The sequence below is a fragment of the Parasphingorhabdus sp. genome (genome assembly GCF_036963705.1).
In the GTDB taxonomy this organism is placed as follows: Bacteria; Pseudomonadota; Alphaproteobacteria; order Sphingomonadales; family Sphingomonadaceae; genus Parasphingorhabdus.
The window spans coordinates 1-17401 of record NZ_JBALUT010000058.1 but is presented as its reverse complement, the minus strand read 5'-3'; the positions used below and the strand labels follow the sequence as shown (position 1 = coordinate 17401).

Here is a 17401-nt window from a genome sequence, read left to right as displayed (position 1 = left end):
ATTGACGTTGCCGGCAGCGACATGGTGTTTGTCGGCTATGGCATCAACGCTCCCGAGCGCGGCTGGAACGATTACGCCGGGATCGATGTCAAAGGCAAAACCGTCGTCATATTGGTGAACGATCCCGACTTCGGCACCGAAAGCCTTGAAGGCGAATTTGGTGGCCGGGCGATGACCTATTACGGGCGCTGGACCTATAAATATGAAGAAGCGGCACGGCAGGGCGCTGCGGCGGCTTTGATCATCCATGATACCGATCCGGCAGCTTATGGCTGGAATGTTGTCGAATCGAGCTGGACGGGTGAACAATTTTACGCCCAGTCGGCGAACGGCGGCGCGGACCAGACCAAATTGAACGGCTGGGTCCAGAAGGATGCGGCGGCCAAGATTTTCGCGGCGGCGGGGCAGGACCTGACCGCGCAAATGGGGGCAGCGAAGAAAAAGGGTTTCAAGGCGGTTGACCTGAAGCTGAAAGCATCTGCTTCGCTCGAGAATGATATCAAGAAAACCGACAGCAAGAATGTCGTCGGCATTTTGAAGGGCAAGACTCGCCCTGACGAATATGTGATCTATACCGCCCATTGGGACCATCTCGGCCGCTGCAAGCCGGCAGCCGATGGTGACGATATCTGCAACGGTGCAGTCGACAATGCTACCGGTACCGCCGCGCTGGTCGCTCTGGCGGAGGCCCATGTCAAAGCCGGCGCGCCGGATCGCAGCATTATCTTCCTTGCCGTGACCGCCGAGGAGTCGGGCCTGCTGGGTTCGGCTTATTATGCGCAAAACCCGATCTATCCGCTGAGCAAGACCGTTGGCGGTGTGAACATGGATGCCTTCGGCATGGCTGGCCCTGCCAAAAACGTGATCGTTGTCGGCAAAGGGAAATCCGGTCTCGACCGCTATCTTGAGGCGGCACTGACCGGGGATGGCCGCGTGGCCGAAGCCGAACCGACACCGGAGAAGGGCTATTATTATCGGTCCGATCATTTCAGCTTTGCCAAGCTGGGCGTGCCGATGATCTATTTCGAAGGTGGCGAGGATCTCGTCGAAGGTGGCCGGGAAGCCGGTGAAGCGATTTCGAAAGACTATACCGAAAACCGCTACCACGGTCCGAAGGACGAATATGATCCAAACTGGAACTGGGACGGCGTGATGGGCGATCTGAAAGTCTATTATACCGTTGCCCGGATGCTGGCGATGACCGAAGACTGGCCGAACTGGAACGAAGGCGACGAATTCCGTGCAACGCGGGACAAGAGCCGCGCCGGCAACTGATCCGGGACGAACTGCATGACGAGATGGCCCGCAGAGTGGGAACCGCATCACGCGGTGTGGATCGGCTTTCCCGGCGATCCGGCGGAATGGCCGGTGGGCCGGGAGGCTGCGCAACGCGAAGTGGCGGCCTTTGCCAATGCGATAGCCGATGACGGTGCCGGTGAGACCGTTGTTCTGGTGTGCCGGGACGCCGCGGACGCGGATGTCGCGCGCGGCCTGGTCCAGTCATGCGTAGACGTGGTTGTCGAACCTTTCGGCGATGTCTGGCTGCGTGATAGCGCGCCGGTTTTCATTGCAGGGCCAAATGGCCTTGACGGCCGCAACTTCCGCTTCAACGGCTGGGGCGGCAAATATGAAATGGCCGGTGATCAGGATGTCGGTCGGCGACTGGCAAGGCGGTTCGACCTGCCGGTCAGCGATCAGGACTGGATACTGGAAGGCGGCGCTATCGATGGCGATGGTGCGGGCCGGCTGATCACGACTGCGCAATGCGTTCTTAACCCCAACCGCAATGACGGCCTTAGGAAAGAAGAGGTCGCCGAGCGGCTGCGCGATGCTCTGGCGGTGCAGGATATCTGCTGGCTCGGAGACGGGCTTGCTGCCGATCATACCGATGGCCATGTCGACAATCTTGCGCGGTTCGTTGCCTCGAATATGGTCGCCATTCCGCAAGCCGATACGGCTGATGATCCCAATGCCGAGATTTTTGACGATGCCGCAGCGCGAGCGGCTGCATCGGGCTTGCAGGTCGTGCGCTTGCCGTCGGCGGGGCGATATGAATTTGACGGCGATATCGCGCCGGCCAGCTATATGAATTTCTATATCGGCAACAGGGTCGTGGCGGTTCCGCAATATGGGGCAGCAAATGACAGCAAGGCCGTGGATCAGATCGCGGCGCTGTTTCCGGACCACAAGGTGATCGGGCTGTCCAGCCAGGCGTTGCTCCGCGGCGGCGGCAGCTTTCACTGCATATCGCAGCAGATCCCGCAAATCGATTCGCCCTTTATAACATATTGTGTCCCGGCGGGGACGGGCTAGTGTCAGCCATGGAAAATAACTCCCGACTGTTTGAGAGGAAAATCATATGAAAAAATTACTGATGGCGAGTGCCGCGCTGGCAATGCTGGGAATGGCCGTTCCGGCGGCTGCGAAGCACCATGAAGAGGGAGCCGCGATGACCGACGCCGGCCTGCAGGCGGTATTGTCACATGAGCGCCGCGCCGACGACAAGGCCCGCGATGCCTATCGTCATCCTGCAGAGACGCTTGCTTTCTTTGGTGTCAAACCCGGCCAGACGGTCGTCGAATATGGACCCGGTGGCGGCTGGTACACGCGCGTATTGGCGCCCTATCACGCGACTAGCGGGCAATATATCGCGATCAACGCCGACAGTTCCGACAGCAGCTTTCCCGACCGGGCCCGGGAAGCACGGACCAAGGGCTGGCCCGAAAGCTTCCCGGCGACAGCAGCCAAGTGGACCGGCGTCGATGCTGGCAAGATACTCGCTTTTGAAAGCGACGAGCTGCCCGATGACATGAAGGGCAAGGTCGACCGGATTTTGATATTCCGCTCGTTGCACGGCATGCTCAACGGAAACCGGGCCGACTCCGAATTGCGCGCCCTGCGCGACATGCTGGCCGAGGACGGAATGGTCGGGATTGTCCAGCACCGGGCCAAAGATGACGCATCTTATGCGATGTCCAATGGCACCAAGGGCTATCTGAAACAGGCGTCGGTCGTGGCCCTGTTCGAACTCAACGGTTTTGAACTGGTCAGCGAGTCCGAAATCAATGCCAATCCCGCCGACACGTCCGACTATGACCGCGGCGTCTGGACATTGCCTCCGGTGCTGGCACTAGGCGACGCGGACAAAGCAAAATATCAGGCGATCGGTGAATCCGACCGGATGACATTATTGTTTAAGAAGCGCCCTTAAGCCGCTATTGGGGCTGCTATGACCAATATATCCGTAGCAGCCCTGCAGCTGCCCCTGGGGGGCGATGAACAGGCAAATATATATGCCGTCAGCGGCCTGATCGCCGAAGCGGCAGAGCAGGGGGCCCAGATCATCCTGCCGCCCGAGCTGTTTGCCGGGCCCTATTTTTGCAAGACCGAGGACGAGGCGCTTTTCGCTCTGGCCCAGCCGCTAAGCGAAAGCACGCCGGTGCTCGCCATGCAGAAGCTCGCCAAACAATATGGCGTGGCTATTCCGGCCAGTTTCTTCGAACGCGACGGGCAGCATTATTATAACAGCCTTGCGATGATCAATCCCGATGGCGAGATCATGGGCGTCTATCGCAAAAGCCATATTCCCGATGGCCCCGGCTATGAGGAAAAATTCTATTTCCGCCCCGGCAATTCGGGTTTCAAGACCTGGGACGTGTTCGGCACGCGGATCGGCGTCGGCATCTGCTGGGATCAATGGTATCCCGAGACCGCCCGCGCGATGGCGCTGATGGGCGCGGAAGTTTTGTTCTATCCGACTGCGATCGGTTCCGAACCCTATGACGCGGATCTCGACACCAGCCGGATGTGGCGGCGGGCGATGCAGGGCCATGCGGTGAGCAACTGCATGCCGGTGGTCGCGAGCAACCGCATCGGCGTGGAGGAAGAACAGGCTTTCTACGGCCACAGTTTCATCACCAATGAATGGGGTGATCTGGTGACGGAATATGGCTCGCAGGAAACCGGCGTTCTGGTCGCCTCATTCGATCTCGAACAGGCGCGCAAGCACCGCGCCGGCATGGGATTTTTCAGAGACCGGCGTCCGGAACTTTACGGCCGACTGGCCGAGGACAAATAGGCAGCCTGCTCGAACACCCCTTCAAACATCTCCACCGTCAATCGCCGGGTATTCACATTATACCGGCTGCAGTGATAGCTGTCGATCAGGGTGCGGCCATCGGGTAGAGCGTGCTGTGCGCCGTGGGCGAATTTATGGTCTGTGAGCTTTGCGCCGGACAGGCGAATGATGCTCTCGTGGGCGACCCTGCCTAGTGCCAGTATGATTTTCAGTTCCGGCAACCCGCCCAGCGCCTTGGCTAAATAGGGACGGCAATTGTTGATTTCGGCACCGGTCGGTTTATTCTCGGGCGGCAGGCATTTGACCGCGTTGAGGATGATCGCGCCGTTCAGGGTGATCCCGTCGGTGGGGTCATTGGCGAATGTGCCATTTACAAAACCATATTTCGTCAACGTAGCGAACAGCATCTCGCCCGAGGCGTCGCCGGTAAACGGCCTGCCGGTCCGGTTAGCGCCCTCCGTGCCGGGAGCGAGGCCGACGACAGCCAGCCATGCCTTCGGGTCACCAAAGGCGGGGACGGGTGCATTCCACCAGTCCGGATGGTCCTTACGCAGGAATTTTCGCAAGCCGACCAGTCTGGGGCAGCGGCGGCAACCCTTCGGGGCTTCTGCAGCAGGAAGAGGGGCAAAAAGAAGGGGGCTATGATCGCTCACAGCCCCCGCCTAATTTCAAACGGACTTGTCGTCCAGATGATTAGTCTTTCAGTTCAGCCGGAACAATACCGCCCGCTGCGGCGATCTTGTTCATGACCTGCTTGTGCAGCAGGATATTGTCTTCAGCCGAACCGCTATAATCGCTGTTGCCGAGTTCCTGCGCCAGTTCCTTGCGGTTGCCATAGCTGGCATCGATCTGGACCAGCTTCATCAGGTCGACAATCGACGTGCGCCAGTTAAGCTTGTCGGAGCCCGGGATACTGTCGAGCCGCGAAGCAACGTCTACTTCGCTGATCGCCGCGCGTTGAGCCGGGGCTGCTGCAACCGGTGTTGCCGCGACTTCAGGTTCTGCTGCCTTGGCTTCGCCGCCAAAAATCGCGTTCTTGATTTTTCCAAAAATGCTCATGTCTTGTTCCTTTATATTTTAGGGGCCTTGCGGTTCCGCCTTCACGTGACCGCGCCCTTGAATGGATATCTCGGTGCTAGCCGTCGCGGAGTCAATTGCCCTTCTCCCGCAACGGCGCTTATCCGCCACGCCAAAGGTGTAAACACTCGTAAAACTGCGGATTGGCCAGTTTCTGCCGCAAAAATATGCTAAGGTCCTGACAAGTAAAGAATCGAACCATGCCGTCACGGCAATGAAGGAGAGCGACGATGAATATTATGGATATGTTGCAGCAGTCGGGCGGCATTGGCACGATGGCCAAGGAACTGGGTGTCAACGAAAGCGTCGCACAAGCGGGCGCCGCAGCATTGCTGCCCGCCATATTGGGCGGCTTTAAGAAAACGACGCAGGCGCAGCCAAGCGGACTGGACGGTCTCGGCGGATTGCTGGGCCAACTCGGTGGCGGCGGACTGCTCGACAGCGTGCTCGGTACGCAGCCTACTCCGGTTGAAAAAGGCAATGATGTGCTCGGCCAGATTTTCGGTTCGAAAGAAGTGAGCCGGACCGTCGCGGCGGGCGCAGAACAGCAGACCGGAATCAGCAGCGATCTGCTGAAGAAAATGTTGCCGGTCGTTGCCATGATGGTGGCAGGATATATGGCCAAAGAGAGCACTGGCAGCGCTGGTAACGGTGGCGGACTGGGTGGCTTGATCGGCGGTTTGCTCGGCGGCGGCAGCAAGGCATCTTCGGGTGGCCTTGGCGGTATCGCCTCGATGCTCGATCTGAACGGCGACGGCAATCCGCTAGATGATATTATCGGAATGGCCGGAAAGCTGGTACGCTAACCTTACCTCTATTGAAGGAAATAGATTATGAGCATGCTCGAAAAAATTATGGATATGCTGCCCGAAAATTTCAGTCTTGATGACATCGCGGAAAAAGCCGGGATGACGGCCGACGAAGCGAAAAAAGGCGGAGAAGCGCTGTTTGCAAAATTGCGTGATGGCAGCACCGACAAGATGACCGCGATCAAGGAAGCCGCTGCTGAAGCGGGTGTTGACGCTGAAAAGCTCAAAGGCTTGTTGCCGGCACTGGCCGAAAAAGCCGGTCTTGATGGTGAGGGGAGTCTGATGGACAAGCTTACCGGTAAAGAAGGTCTGCTCGGCAAGGCGACCAGTTTCCTCGACCGCGATGGCGATGGCAACCCGATCAATGACATCACCAATATGGCGAAGGGCTTCTTCAAGAAGTAGGTTTGGAATCCAATATTGCGGTGTCTTCCAGCGCTTCCAGCCGGAGGACACCGCCTTCGACTGCCGCGACCTTTGCGATTGTCCCTTTTTTCATGTTCGGCCCTTTGGCTTTCCATTCGCCATCGGCGACCTTCACCCGTCCGCTGGTGGCAGAAATCGCCTCCACAACGGTTACGGTCCGTCCGACCAGTTGCGCAGAACGATTGTTGAGCAGAGGGCTTTCGCTTTCGACATTGTGGGTCAGATACCAGCGCCGGCCACCGAGCACTGCGGCTATGGTCGACAGGCCAAATACGGTAAGCTGACCGGCAAAGGTCATGTCGATAAACAGTGACAGGATCCCGGTCATTGCCGCTGCTGCCGCCACCCAGATCAGAAAAACGCCGGGCACGAACAGCTCCGCCAGCGCAAGCAGCGCGGCTAGGCTTAGCCAGACATATTCCGGATTGTTGATGGTGAAGTCATCCATTGCCTATGCTCTGTTCCCTTGTTGCCTCACTTAATCCTTGTTGTCGAAAGGACCTTTGCGTGCTGGTGGCGAAAACATCTGGGTATTCTCGCCCAGTGCTTCTTTGGCCAAAGCGCCGATGCCACCCAATGTGCCGATGAGCTGCGTGGCTTCGATCGGGAATAATATGGTTTTCGCGTTCGGCGACGTAGCGAATTTCTCGACCGCCTTCACATAATCCTGAGCGACAAAATAGTTGATCGCCTGCGCGTTGCCGCCGGCAATGGCTTCGGACACCATCTGGGTTGCTTTTGCCTCGGCCTGAGCTTCGCGTTCGCGGGCCTCGGCATCGAGGAATGCAGCTTCCTTGCGGCCTTCAGCCTGCAAAATCTGTCCCTGCTTCTCGCCTTCGGAGCGCAGGATTTCGGAGGCGCGTGCTCCTTCAGCATCGAGGATGTTGGCGCGTTTTTCACGCTCTGCCTTCATCTGCCTGGCCATTGCGTTGATGATATCCTGCGGCGGACGGATGTCCTTGATTTCGACCCGGGTGATCTTGATCCCCCATGGCGTCGTGGCATCGTCGATCACGGTCAGCAGCCGTCCGTTGATCTCGTCGCGCTTGGAGAGTGTTTCATCAAGGTCCATCGAACCCATGACCGTGCGCAGGTTGGTGGTGACGAGGTTGAGGATCGCGTTGTAGAGATCGTTGACCTCGTAGGCGGCCTTGGCAGCATCGAGCACCTGGAAGAACACCACGCCGTCGGTGGAGATCATCGCATTGTCCTTGGTGATGATTTCCTGTCCGGGAATATCCAGCACCTGTTCCATCATGTTGACCTTGCGGCCGACGCGATAAAGAAATGCCGGATAGAAATTGAATCCCGGCTGGGCGGTCGTCGTGAAGCGGCCAAAATATTCGATTGTATAGTGATAGCCTTGCCGGACGATCTTGATGCTCGCAAAAAGATAGATGATGGTGACCAATAGCACCAATAATAACAGTGAAACGCCCATTTCCATTCTCCCTTGCGAACCGTCTCATTGTCATTGATTATTTGCGGGATAATGCCAAGGGAAAAGCGAATTATTCGGGTTAGAAAGAGGGTTGTTGTTACAATGCGTTTCATTGCCGCTTTGGTTTTATCGGGTCTGCTTTTTTCGGTCGGACTGCGTGCCGAGTCGATAAGCGAAGCGGATTTGCTTCGCCACATCGAGATATTGGCGGGTGACGCATTTGAGGGACGAAAACCCGGCACGACGGGTGAGAACAAGGCCGTCAATTATATCGCTACACAATGGTCAGCCGCTGGACTGAAACCGGCAGGCGAGCCGGGTTCATGGTATGCGCCGGTCTCGCTGGTGGAGCGGATCCCGGAGACCTCGCAGATATATTTTTCGGACACGGCTCGTGGCAAAAATATTCGGCTGCGTGAAGACGAGATCATCTTGCGGAGCGGTGATCCATCCTTCCGGCAATCCGATATGCCGGTTGTCTTCGCTGGCTATGCTGATCCCGGGCTAGGGCTGGATGCGATGCCTGTCGCCGGAAAGCTTGTATTGCTTCCGATCAATCCACCCGATGATAAGAATGATGATGCCAGCTTTCTTAATCGCAAACGCCAGCTGATCCGCAACGGAGCGGTCGGTGTGATTGCCATCGTTGACGATCAGAAGCGCTGGCCAAGAATATTGCGCTCCTATCAGCAAGGAGCAACCGTCCTGACCGATCCGGAAGATCATGCGGCGTTCGAAGGGTTAATCAACCTTGATCAGTTCAGCAAGCTGTCCGGGAAATACGGTCTGGACGCCGAAAGCTTGTTGGCTGATCGGGCCACTATCTCTATCGTTGACTTGGGCGCGAGCGCAGACGCGACGGTCGAGACGCAGGTTCGCACCTATACTTCGCACAATGTCATCGGAAAGATTGCCGGTACAAATCCGAAGCGCGGGGCGTTGCTGTACATGGGGCATTGGGACCATTTTGGCGAATGCCGCATCGAAGACCCGCTGAATCCGGATGAGGATCGTATCTGCAATGGTGCGATCGACAATGCGAGCGGGATATCACTGTTGATAGAGACCGCAAAGAGGCTGTCTGCAGATGATCATGATCGGGACATCTATTTTCTCGCGACCACCGCCGAGGAAAAAGGCCTGCTCGGCGCGCGTGCGTTTGTCCGGAATCCAGCGGTTGCGCTCGAAAATCTGGTTGCGGTCTTCAACGCCGACACAGTCGCGCTTTCGGACGACAAGAAATTGATTGCGGTAATCGGCCTTGGCAAGTCCGGGCTGGACAGAGATATTGAAACCGTCGCCGCACAGGAGGGGCGCGAGATTGACCGAAGCGGCACATCAGATGCCTATCTTAGGCGTCAGGACGGCTATGTTTTTACCGAGCGCGATATCCCGGCCTTTATGATTACCAGCGCTTTTGCCGACAAAGAGCGACTGCAGGCCTTTATCAACGGGCCCTATCATGATGTTAGCGATGAAGTGAACAAGGACTTGTTGCTGGCGGGAGCGGCCGCCGATGCCAATTTCCATGTCGCGCTGGGACGTTATTTTTCCTCCACTGGCACTTATCCCGGATTAGCCACTAGCGGCGGAGCCGATAACTGATTACATGGGCCGCCACAGAATCACATTCAGCACATCGGAAAGTGGCAATCATGAGCAGGCCAGGCAAGCATAACGAAATTCGATTGGGACTGACCTTTGACGATGTCCTGTTGCAACCTGCTGCGTCCGAGATCGTGCCGAGCCAGGCCAATACGAAAACCAATCTGACGAAGCTGATCGGGCTGAATATTCCGGTTCTCTCCTCCGCCATGGATACCGTGACCGAGTCGGATATGGCGATCGTCATGGCGCAAATGGGCGGCATTGGCGTGTTGCACCGTAATCTGACCATAGCTCAGCAGACCGCCGCCGTGCGGCAAGTGAAGCGTTTTGAATCCGGTATGGTGGTCAACCCGATTACCATCGCCCCTGATGCTACTTTGGCGGAAGCCCAGGCGACGATGGAGCAGAACCGGATATCGGGTATTCCGGTGGTCGAGAAATCCGGGAAACTGGTTGGCATATTGACCAACCGTGATGTCCGTTTTGCGGAAAACCCCAAGCAGCTGATTTCGGAATTGATGACCAAAGACAATCTTGCCACGGTTCCGGCCGGGGTGAGTCAGGAAGAGGCGCGGCGTACCTTGCACCAGCGCCGGATTGAAAAATTGCTGGTGGTGGACAATGATTATCGCTGCATTGGCCTGATCACGGTCAAGGATATCGAAAAAGCGGTCACCTATCCCAACGCAACCAAGGACGGCACAGGCCGCTTGCGCGTGGCAGCAGCCTCTACCGTTGGCGAAGCGGGACTCGAGCGTACCCAGGCGCTGATCGACGCAGAGTGCGATCTGATCATTATCGATACCGCTCACGGTCACAGCGCCATGGTGGCGCGCGCCGTGGAAGACATCAAGAAACGCTCGAACGGCGCCCAGATCATTGCCGGGAACGTGGCGACCGCCGCCGCGACCCGCGCGCTGATCGATGCCGGAGCGGACGGTATCAAGGTCGGTATCGGACCGGGTTCGATCTGCACGACACGGGTTGTCGCCGGTGTCGGCGTTCCTCAGCTGACAGCGATCATAGATTGTGCGGAAGAAGCCGCAAAATCCGGTATTCCGGTGATCGCCGATGGCGGATTGCGGACCTCGGGCGATGTTGCGAAAGCATTGGCCGCTGGCGCGTCAGCCGTGATGATCGGATCGCTGCTTGCAGGGACCGAAGAAGCGCCGGGGGAAACCTTCCTCTACCAGGGACGAGCCTACAAAAGCTATCGCGGCATGGGTTCGGTCGGCGCGATGGCGCGCGGATCGGCAGATCGCTATTTCCAGCAGGACATCAAGGACCATATGAAATTGGTGCCGGAAGGAATCGAAGGGCAGGTGCCTTTCAAGGGACCTGCGCGTGACGTGATCCATCAGCTGGTTGGCGGCGTGAAAGCGGCAATGGGCTATACCGGTTCGGCGACGCTCGAAGACCTGCGCGAACGGGCTGAGTTCGTCCGGATCACCAATGCCGGATTGCAGGAAAGCCACGTCCATGACGTCGCAATTACCAGAGAAGCGCCAAATTACCCCACTCGCTAGGAGCTTTGAATGAATTTCATAATCGAAGCGAAAATATTGTTGCTGATGTTGGTCTGGCCTGCGGGGCAGGCGGAAGAGAAGCCGCTGTGGATGAACGATGTCTATGCGACGGTTGAAGGCTGTGAAGAAGGCGCTTGGGAGCGGAAAGCGATGATCGACACGGAATATGGTTCGGATGCGCGCGTGGTCTATTATTGTTTCGATGCTGACGATCGCATGGACAAGTGACCCCCTCGGCACGGCTGCAAGCCGCGATAGAGATGCTCGACTGGATCATTGCCGCAGCTCGCGACAATGGGGCGTCGGCCGACAATATCGCGAAGAAATTTTTCAAGGAACGACGTTATGCTGGGTCGGGTGATCGGCGCGCTATTCGGGAGCTTGTTTATTCCGCGATCCGGCGCTGGGGCGACCGGCCGGAAAGCGGCAGGCAGGCCATGCTTGGTCTGATGGCCGAGCAGCCGGAGTTGCGAGAGCTTTTTACCGGTACTGCATATGGTCCCGCTGCGATTGAGGCCGATGAAGCTATCGCCAGCGGCGCGCAAATACCGGATTGGCTGGCCGACCGGTTTGCCAGTTTGATCGACGAGACCGAACGCAAGGCGCTGTTCGACCGTGCGCCGCTCCATGTCCGGGTCAACGGCCAGCGTTCCACGGATCTGGAAGTTAAATCGGCTTGGCCGGACGCAGTCGCGCTTGCTCTGCCACATAGCTATGAGCTTCCCACCGGCACCCAATTGGAGGACAAGACGCTGTTCCGCGAAGGAGCAATCGAAATTCAGGATCTTGGTAGTCAGGCGATCGCCATGGCTGGCGCTGCTGCCAAGCCGAAGCTGGCCCTTGATCTATGCGCCGGCGCCGGCGGAAAAACCCTTGCTTTGGCGGCCATGCTTCCCTCGGACACCCGGATCATTGCTGCGGACACAGATCGCGGGCGGCTGAGCCGGATAGATCCTCGCAAGCGCAGGGCTAGTGCACGGAATATCGAGACTATATTGCTCGCGCCCGGGAAAGAAATCGAAGCATTGGATCATCTGAAAGTGAGCTGCGATCTGGTGCTGATTGATGCGCCTTGCAGCGGAACGGGAACCTGGCGGCGTAATCCCGAACTTCGCTGGCGGATGTCGCCAAAAAGGCTCGATCACACAACAGAATTGCAGCAAAGGCTGATGGATCTCGGTAGTGAAATGGTGAAGCCTGGCGGGCGGCTGGTTTACGCCGTCTGTTCGCTGCTCGACGCGGAAGGCGGTGACCAGACCGACAAATTCCTTGCAAACCATCCACAATGGCGGGAAATAGCGATTGATTTGCCGCTTGGCCGCTCATATCGTAAAGGCACTCTTTTTTCACCGTATCATGACGGAACGGATGGCTTTTATTTTACGTGCCTCGAAAAATTGTGATAGCAAATCATGTTAAGCCAGCATGCAGATGAGTCTGGCTATGGTCGCGAGAATCTATTGGAGCTGATTATGCGTTTTTCACCGGCCGTTGTCGCCTTGTCCCTCGTTTTTGCTACGGTTTCCAGCGCCAGTTTTGGCCAGTCTGCCGATATCGACATCAAGCAGCGCTCGGTAGAATATATGCAATTGGGCGAAGCTGCGCAAAAACGCGGCGAGCTCGATCTCGCGGCGGACCTTTATGAAACATCACTGGTTGTTGATCCCCGCAATGGTTCGGCCTTCATCGCTTTGGCGCAAATCGCCCGGGTTCAGCAGATGCCCGGAAAAGCGATCAGACTGTATCGTGAAGCGCTCATCCTCGATCCGAACAATCTCGACGCATTGGCTGGGCAGGGCGAGGCTCTGATCCAGCGCGGTGCCACCGAAAAAGCGCGCGTCAATCTGTCGCGGATTGAAACATTGTGCCGGTCGCGCTGTACGCAAACCGATCAGCTGGCCTCGGCGATCAAGCTAGCGGACAAGAAACCGGTATTGTCGGCAGAAGCGGTCACGCCAAAGCCGCAAATCGGTGATGAAAAACCGGCTACAGAAACGCCCTGACTAGCCGTCCTTCGGGAATTTCAAAAATCATAGACCAGAGATGCGCGGCTAAGCGTATCGGTTTTGGCGCGACCAATTTTCGGGTTGGTTTCATGCTCGATCGTATAGGAAAGGCGGGTCGAAAGGCTGCCGATCAATTTCGCATCGAGCGCCGATGTGGCGGTAAAGGTCGTGTTGTCGCTGTCGATGACGGCAACCGCCGAGGTAAACCCCTGTGCATCGCTGGCATAGGTGCCGCCTGCATCCTGGGAGAATTTGAGATGGTCGGAAATCTTCCAGTCAAAATCGAGCCCGACCAGGGCGGCAAGGCTGCTTTTGGTGTCGCCGCCTGAAAAATCGGTGATGCGTATGGCGGGGCCGGCTTTGACGGCGAGTCTGACATCTTTGGTTTTGACCAGCTCGTAACCGAGGCCGCCTGATAATGTGTAGCGAGCGGAAAAGCCCTGAAGACGATCCCGTTCAAACTGCGCAAGCCCATAGGCGTAAAGCCTTTTGTCGAACTTGTAGTTCGGCTCGATGGTGGCGCTGACCTGATCGCGAGTGGTTTTACCCTTATTGCGTTCGTAGTTGGCCCGCGCCTGAAAGTTCATCCGCCATTTGACGGCGTCCTTGACCAGCTTGATGCCACCGCTGACGCCTAAATTGCTGGTGTTTCCGGTCGAACGAAAGCCACCCAGCTCACCTTGCCCTTTCCAGTTTTCAAACAAGCCGGCCTCCTGCTTTTCGCGCAGCGCCGCCTTGGCTTGCTCTGCCAGTTCGGCATTATACTCAGCCATGAGAGAATTAATTTCGACGAGGTCATCCGGATTTGTCGCTTTTGCGATTTTCACAACGGCGATTACGTCTTGCTTGTTGCCGGAAGCGATGGCGGCCTCGATCATCGCTTTTACGGGATCGGGGAGCGCAGCCGAAGCTGGCGTGGAAATGCTCGCCGCAGCGAGGATTGCGGTCGCTAAGGCTGGTCTAGACATAAATGCATCCCGGATAGTGGTGATTAAATCAGCGGTCCAAATTCTTTGAGAACCGCGCGATACAGGTCCCTTTTGAAGGGAACGATGATATCTGGCAAGCCCGCGGGATCTGTCCATTTCCAATTGAGAAACTCGGGATGCTCGGTCCGGATATTGATATGATCGTCTTCACCGGTGAAACGCAACAGGAACCAGCTTTGTCGCTGGCCGCGATATTTGCCTTTCCAGATCTTGCCGAGCAGTTCGTCGGGAAGATCGTAGAGATATTCCTCGGTGCTGCGGCCAATTATCTGAACATGGTCCGCAACCACGCCGGTTTCTTCGCGGAGCTCTCGCAAGGCGGCCGCTTCGGCTTTCTCGCCTTTGTCTATTCCGCCCTGCGGCATCTGCCACGCGTCGGGATATAGGCTGTCGGCGGCGTCGAGTCTCTGGCCGACGAACACTTGTCCCTCGCGGTTGGCGAGCATGATACCGGCACAGGGGCGGTATGGGAGTTTGCTATAATCCTTCACAGGCTGGCGAGCAGTGTTTTCCAGGCTGCAATCATCTTGTCGACATCCTGCTGGGCCGAAGGCACTGCCTTGCGGATATTGATGAAGCCATGAACATTGCCGGCCATTTCGATGAAATGCGTGTTCACGCCGTGGCGGATCAGATCGGCAGCATAGTCGCGGCCTTGGTCGCGCAATGGATCGAGGCCGGCGGTTACCAGCACCGTTGGCGGTGTTTTGGCAAGGTCGCCGAGATATGGTGAAACGAGTGTGTCATCGTCTTTTGGCGCATATTGGAGGTCGAAATATTCCATGCTCGCCTTGGTCAGCAGGAAGCCTTCGGCAAATTCGTCCATCGATCCACCCTCTGCGTCCATGCGGGTCGCGGGGTAGATGGGAAATTGTGCAACAACAGGAACGGCAGCCGGCTCGGTTGCAAACACTTGTGCGACCACCAATGCCAGATTTCCACCGGCGCTATCGCCGCAGGGAATCAAGCCGCTGATTTTAAGCTTCAACTGCTCCTGATTGTCTGCGATCCATCGCGTCGCAGCCAGGCTGTCCTCCGGTGCTGCCGGGAAAGGGGCTTCCGGCGCCAGCCGATAATCGACTGCAATGACCGGGAGGTCCATCTCGCGCGAAATATAGGTGCAGAAGCTATGGTGTGATTCGAGATCGCCGATCACAAAGCCGCCGCCATGATAGAAGATGATGACCGGCGTTTCCGCGCTGCGCTCAGCCTGACTGTCATATAGGCGGAGCGCTATGTCACCGGCTGGACCGGGGCAGGACAGATTCTCTATCCGCGCCAGATCGACCGCGTCGGCTTCGAGCATCGCGGCCATCACATTGTACATTTCGCGAGCTGCTGCCGGTTCCACTTCCGACATCAGCGGTTGATCGGATTGCGCCAGCATCGTCAAAATCATCTGCACATCGGGGCGTACATAAGCATCAGTCATCTGTCTTCTCCAACCAGTTAATTGGTCGATTAGATCAGGCGATGTTCACTAGGCAAGCGCTAATCCGGACGCGCCGCCCAAACAAATGCTTTATCCCTATTAGTTTTTGTGGTTTGAAGCGGGCAGCATTGCTGCTCTAGAGCGGGTTGCGTAATAATAAGCAAAGGCACGGAAAATCTATCATGGCCACCGCAGTGAAGCAGGAAGAACCCAATAGTCCCCACCCAGACGGTGCAGAGAATGTCGTCGTCCGCTTTGCCGGAGATAGCGGCGACGGGATGCAATTGACCGGAGGGCAGTTCACCCTCTCGACCGCACTCGCCGGTAACGATCTGGCGACTTTTCCGGATTTTCCGGCAGAAATCCGAGCGCCCCAAGGGACGCTGTTCGGTGTTTCCGCATTTCAGATCAACTTTGGCTCTCGCGCGATTGAAACCGCTGGTGACCAGCCGGATGTGCTGATCGCGATGAACCCGGCTGCGCTGAAAACCAATGTCGAGGCGGTTCGCGCCGGTGGCCTGGTGATTGCCGACGAAGGCGAATTCGGAAAGCGCAATCTCGACAAGGCCCATTATGAGACCAATCCGCTGGAAGATGGCTCGCTGGCCAAATGGCAATTGCTCAAGCTCAATATTTCGCAGCTGACGCTCGACGCGGTGAAGCCTTTCGGCCTCGGCAACAAGGAAGCGCTGCGCTGCAAGAATATGTGGACGCTTGGTCTCGCCTTGTGGATGTTTGAACGCGATCGCGAACCGATCGTCCAATGGCTGAAAAGCAAATTTGCCAAGCTGCCGGATATTGCAGACGCAAATATTGCCGCCCTCAACGCCGGTCATGCTTATGGCGAAACCGCAGAAATTTCTGGCGACGGCCTCGGTGCCGGACATATTACACCGCATAAAGTCGCCCGCGCTCCTGCCGATGCGGGGACATACCGGACGGTAACCGGAGCGGAATCACTTTCGCTCGGACTGGTCGCCGGCGCGCAGCTGGCGGGCCTGCCGATGTTTTTCGGTGGCTATCCGATCACGCCGGCCTCGGCGATCCTTCACCATCTTTCCCGGCTGAAAGAATTCGGTGTCACCACCTTCCAGGCCGAAGACGAGATCGCCGCGATTACCGCTGCGATTGGGGCAAGCTATGCCGGTAGTCTGGGTATCACATCTTCTTCCGGTCCGGGTATCGCGCTGAAAGGCGAAGCCATGGGGCTGGCGATCATGACCGAATTGCCGCTGGTGATCGTCAATTCACAGCGCGGCGGCCCGTCCACCGGCCTGCCGACCAAGACCGAACAATCCGATCTTTACCAGGCGGTCTACGGCCGCAACGGCGATGCGCCGATGCCGGTGATTGCAGCGCGTTCGCCAGAAGACGCATTCTATTGTGCTATCGAAGCGGTGCGGATCGCGGTACAATATATGACTCCGGTGATGTTGCTGACCGACGGCTATATCGCCAATGCCGCCGAGCCCTGGAAAATTCCCGATGTAGATACGCTCGAGCGTTTCCCGGTCAGCTTCATGACCGAGAAGCCCGATGGGCCATTGCTGCCTTACAGTCGCGATGAAAATCTCAAACGGCCGTGGATCAAGCCCGGAACCAAGGGATTGATGCACCGGATTGGTGGAATCGAAAAAGGCGTGGATACCGGCCATATCGAATATGGTCCGGCCAACCACCAGACGATGACCGAAATCCGGCGCGACAAGGTGCTTGGCGTTGCGGATAGCATAGCCGATCAGGATCTTGCCTACGGCAATGCGGGTGCCAAGCTGGCGGTCGTCGGCTGGGGTTCGACTTATGGTCCGATCCATCAGGCGGTGTCGCGAGCAGGCGCAGCGGGCAAGGATGTCGCCCACGTCCATATCCGTAATATCTGGCCACTGCCGAAAAATCTCGGAGAACTGCTCAAGAGCTTTGACCGGATCATTGTGCCGGAAATGAACACTGGGCAGTTGAAGACAATCTTGCGCGATCAATATCTGGTCGATGCGAAGCCGGTGAACAAG

General features: G+C 57.2%; 19 protein-coding genes. 12 read left to right on the top strand and 7 right to left on the bottom strand.

Going from position 1 to position 17401, the window contains the following annotated elements:
- The 4 genes from V7680_RS12120 to aguB form a co-directional block, all read left to right on the top strand.
- A partial coding sequence (locus tag V7680_RS12120; RefSeq protein ID WP_335653537.1) for a M28 family metallopeptidase occupies nt 1-1275 on the top strand: 1275 nt, incomplete at its 5' end.
- 15 nt (nt 1276-1290) lie between these two features.
- Nucleotides 1291-2313, top strand: a complete 1023-nt coding sequence (locus V7680_RS12115; RefSeq protein WP_335653536.1) for an agmatine deiminase family protein — start codon at nt 1291-1293, stop codon at nt 2311-2313.
- Nucleotides 2314-2359: 46 nt separating this feature from the next.
- Nucleotides 2360-3211: a class I SAM-dependent methyltransferase gene (locus tag V7680_RS12110; RefSeq protein ID WP_335653535.1), complete on the top strand. Its 852-nt coding sequence runs from the start codon at nt 2360-2362 to the stop codon at nt 3209-3211.
- An 18-nt stretch (nt 3212-3229) separates the two neighbouring features.
- A complete protein-coding gene (gene aguB, locus V7680_RS12105; protein WP_335653534.1) occupies nt 3230-4078 on the top strand; it encodes an N-carbamoylputrescine amidase in 849 nt (282 codons plus the stop codon).
- On the opposite strand, the gene V7680_RS12100 is transcribed toward aguB, so the two are convergent.
- Nucleotides 4051-4731 (bottom strand): uracil-DNA glycosylase, encoded by a 681-nt coding sequence (locus V7680_RS12100; RefSeq protein ID WP_335653533.1) that lies wholly within the window; start codon nt 4729-4731, stop codon nt 4051-4053. The two genes, aguB and V7680_RS12100, sit on opposite strands and share 28 nt — an antisense overlap.
- Before the next feature lie 40 nt (nt 4732-4771).
- Entirely contained in the window at nt 4772-5137 is a 366-nt protein-coding gene (locus V7680_RS12095) for a DUF3597 domain-containing protein (protein ID WP_335653532.1), read from the bottom strand.
- A 248-nt stretch (nt 5138-5385) separates the two neighbouring features.
- On the opposite strand from V7680_RS12095, the gene V7680_RS12090 reads away from it, so the two are divergent.
- The gene (locus V7680_RS12090; protein ID WP_335653531.1) at nt 5386-5961 is read left to right on the top strand and encodes a DUF937 domain-containing protein; all 576 of its coding nucleotides are present in this window, start codon (nt 5386-5388) and stop codon (nt 5959-5961) included.
- Between the two features lie 27 nt (nt 5962-5988).
- Nucleotides 5989-6369, top strand: coding sequence for a hypothetical protein (locus tag V7680_RS12085; protein WP_335653530.1), 381 nt, complete (start codon nt 5989-5991; stop codon nt 6367-6369).
- Here the strand turns inward: V7680_RS12085 and V7680_RS12080 are convergent.
- Nucleotides 6359-6838 carry an NfeD family protein gene (locus V7680_RS12080; protein ID WP_335653529.1) on the bottom strand — a complete coding sequence of 160 codons (480 nt, stop codon included), beginning with the start codon at nt 6836-6838 and terminating at the stop codon, nt 6359-6361. The genes V7680_RS12085 and V7680_RS12080 overlap by 11 nt on opposite strands.
- A gap of 30 nt (nt 6839-6868) precedes the next feature.
- Nucleotides 6869-7831 (bottom strand): SPFH domain-containing protein, encoded by a 963-nt coding sequence (locus V7680_RS12075; RefSeq protein WP_335653528.1) that lies wholly within the window; start codon nt 7829-7831, stop codon nt 6869-6871.
- Between the two features lie 102 nt (nt 7832-7933).
- Here V7680_RS12075 and V7680_RS12070 point away from each other — a divergent pair, with 102 nt between their 5' ends.
- The 5 genes from V7680_RS12070 (at nt 7934) to V7680_RS12050 (ending at nt 12968) form a co-directional block, all read left to right on the top strand.
- The gene (locus V7680_RS12070; RefSeq protein WP_335653527.1) at nt 7934-9436 is read left to right on the top strand and encodes a M28 family peptidase; all 1503 of its coding nucleotides are present in this window, start codon (nt 7934-7936) and stop codon (nt 9434-9436) included.
- 50 nt (nt 9437-9486) lie between these two features.
- Nucleotides 9487-10965, top strand: a complete 1479-nt coding sequence (guaB, locus tag V7680_RS12065; RefSeq protein WP_335653526.1) for an IMP dehydrogenase — start codon at nt 9487-9489, stop codon at nt 10963-10965.
- 9 nt (nt 10966-10974) lie between these two features.
- A complete protein-coding gene (locus tag V7680_RS12060) occupies nt 10975-11193 on the top strand; it encodes a hypothetical protein (RefSeq protein ID WP_335653525.1) in 219 nt (72 codons plus the stop codon).
- Nucleotides 11190-12368: an RsmB/NOP family class I SAM-dependent RNA methyltransferase gene (locus tag V7680_RS12055; protein WP_335653524.1), complete on the top strand. Its 1179-nt coding sequence runs from the start codon at nt 11190-11192 to the stop codon at nt 12366-12368. Before V7680_RS12060 ends, V7680_RS12055 begins: the two co-directional genes overlap by 4 nt.
- A 69-nt stretch (nt 12369-12437) precedes the next feature.
- Nucleotides 12438-12968: a tetratricopeptide repeat protein gene (locus tag V7680_RS12050; protein ID WP_335653523.1), complete on the top strand. Its 531-nt coding sequence runs from the start codon at nt 12438-12440 to the stop codon at nt 12966-12968.
- A 20-nt stretch (nt 12969-12988) separates the two neighbouring features.
- Here the strand turns inward: V7680_RS12050 and V7680_RS12045 are convergent, their stop codons facing one another.
- Genes V7680_RS12045 through V7680_RS12035 form a run of 3 tightly spaced genes read right to left on the bottom strand, consistent with a single transcriptional unit; the run spans nt 12989 to nt 15392 of the window.
- The gene (locus V7680_RS12045; RefSeq protein WP_335653522.1) at nt 12989-13939 is read right to left on the bottom strand and encodes a DUF481 domain-containing protein; all 951 of its coding nucleotides are present in this window, start codon (nt 13937-13939) and stop codon (nt 12989-12991) included.
- A gap of 23 nt (nt 13940-13962) precedes the next feature.
- The gene (locus V7680_RS12040; RefSeq protein WP_335653521.1) at nt 13963-14451 is read right to left on the bottom strand and encodes an RNA pyrophosphohydrolase; all 489 of its coding nucleotides are present in this window, start codon (nt 14449-14451) and stop codon (nt 13963-13965) included.
- Nucleotides 14448-15392, bottom strand: a complete 945-nt coding sequence (locus V7680_RS12035) for an alpha/beta hydrolase (RefSeq protein ID WP_335653520.1) — start codon at nt 15390-15392, stop codon at nt 14448-14450. Before V7680_RS12035 ends, V7680_RS12040 begins: the two co-directional genes overlap by 4 nt.
- A 182-nt stretch (nt 15393-15574) precedes the next feature.
- Here V7680_RS12035 and V7680_RS12030 point away from each other — a divergent pair.
- Nucleotides 15575-17401: 2-oxoacid:acceptor oxidoreductase subunit alpha (locus V7680_RS12030; protein WP_335653519.1), on the top strand; the 1827-nt coding region annotated here is incomplete at its 3' end.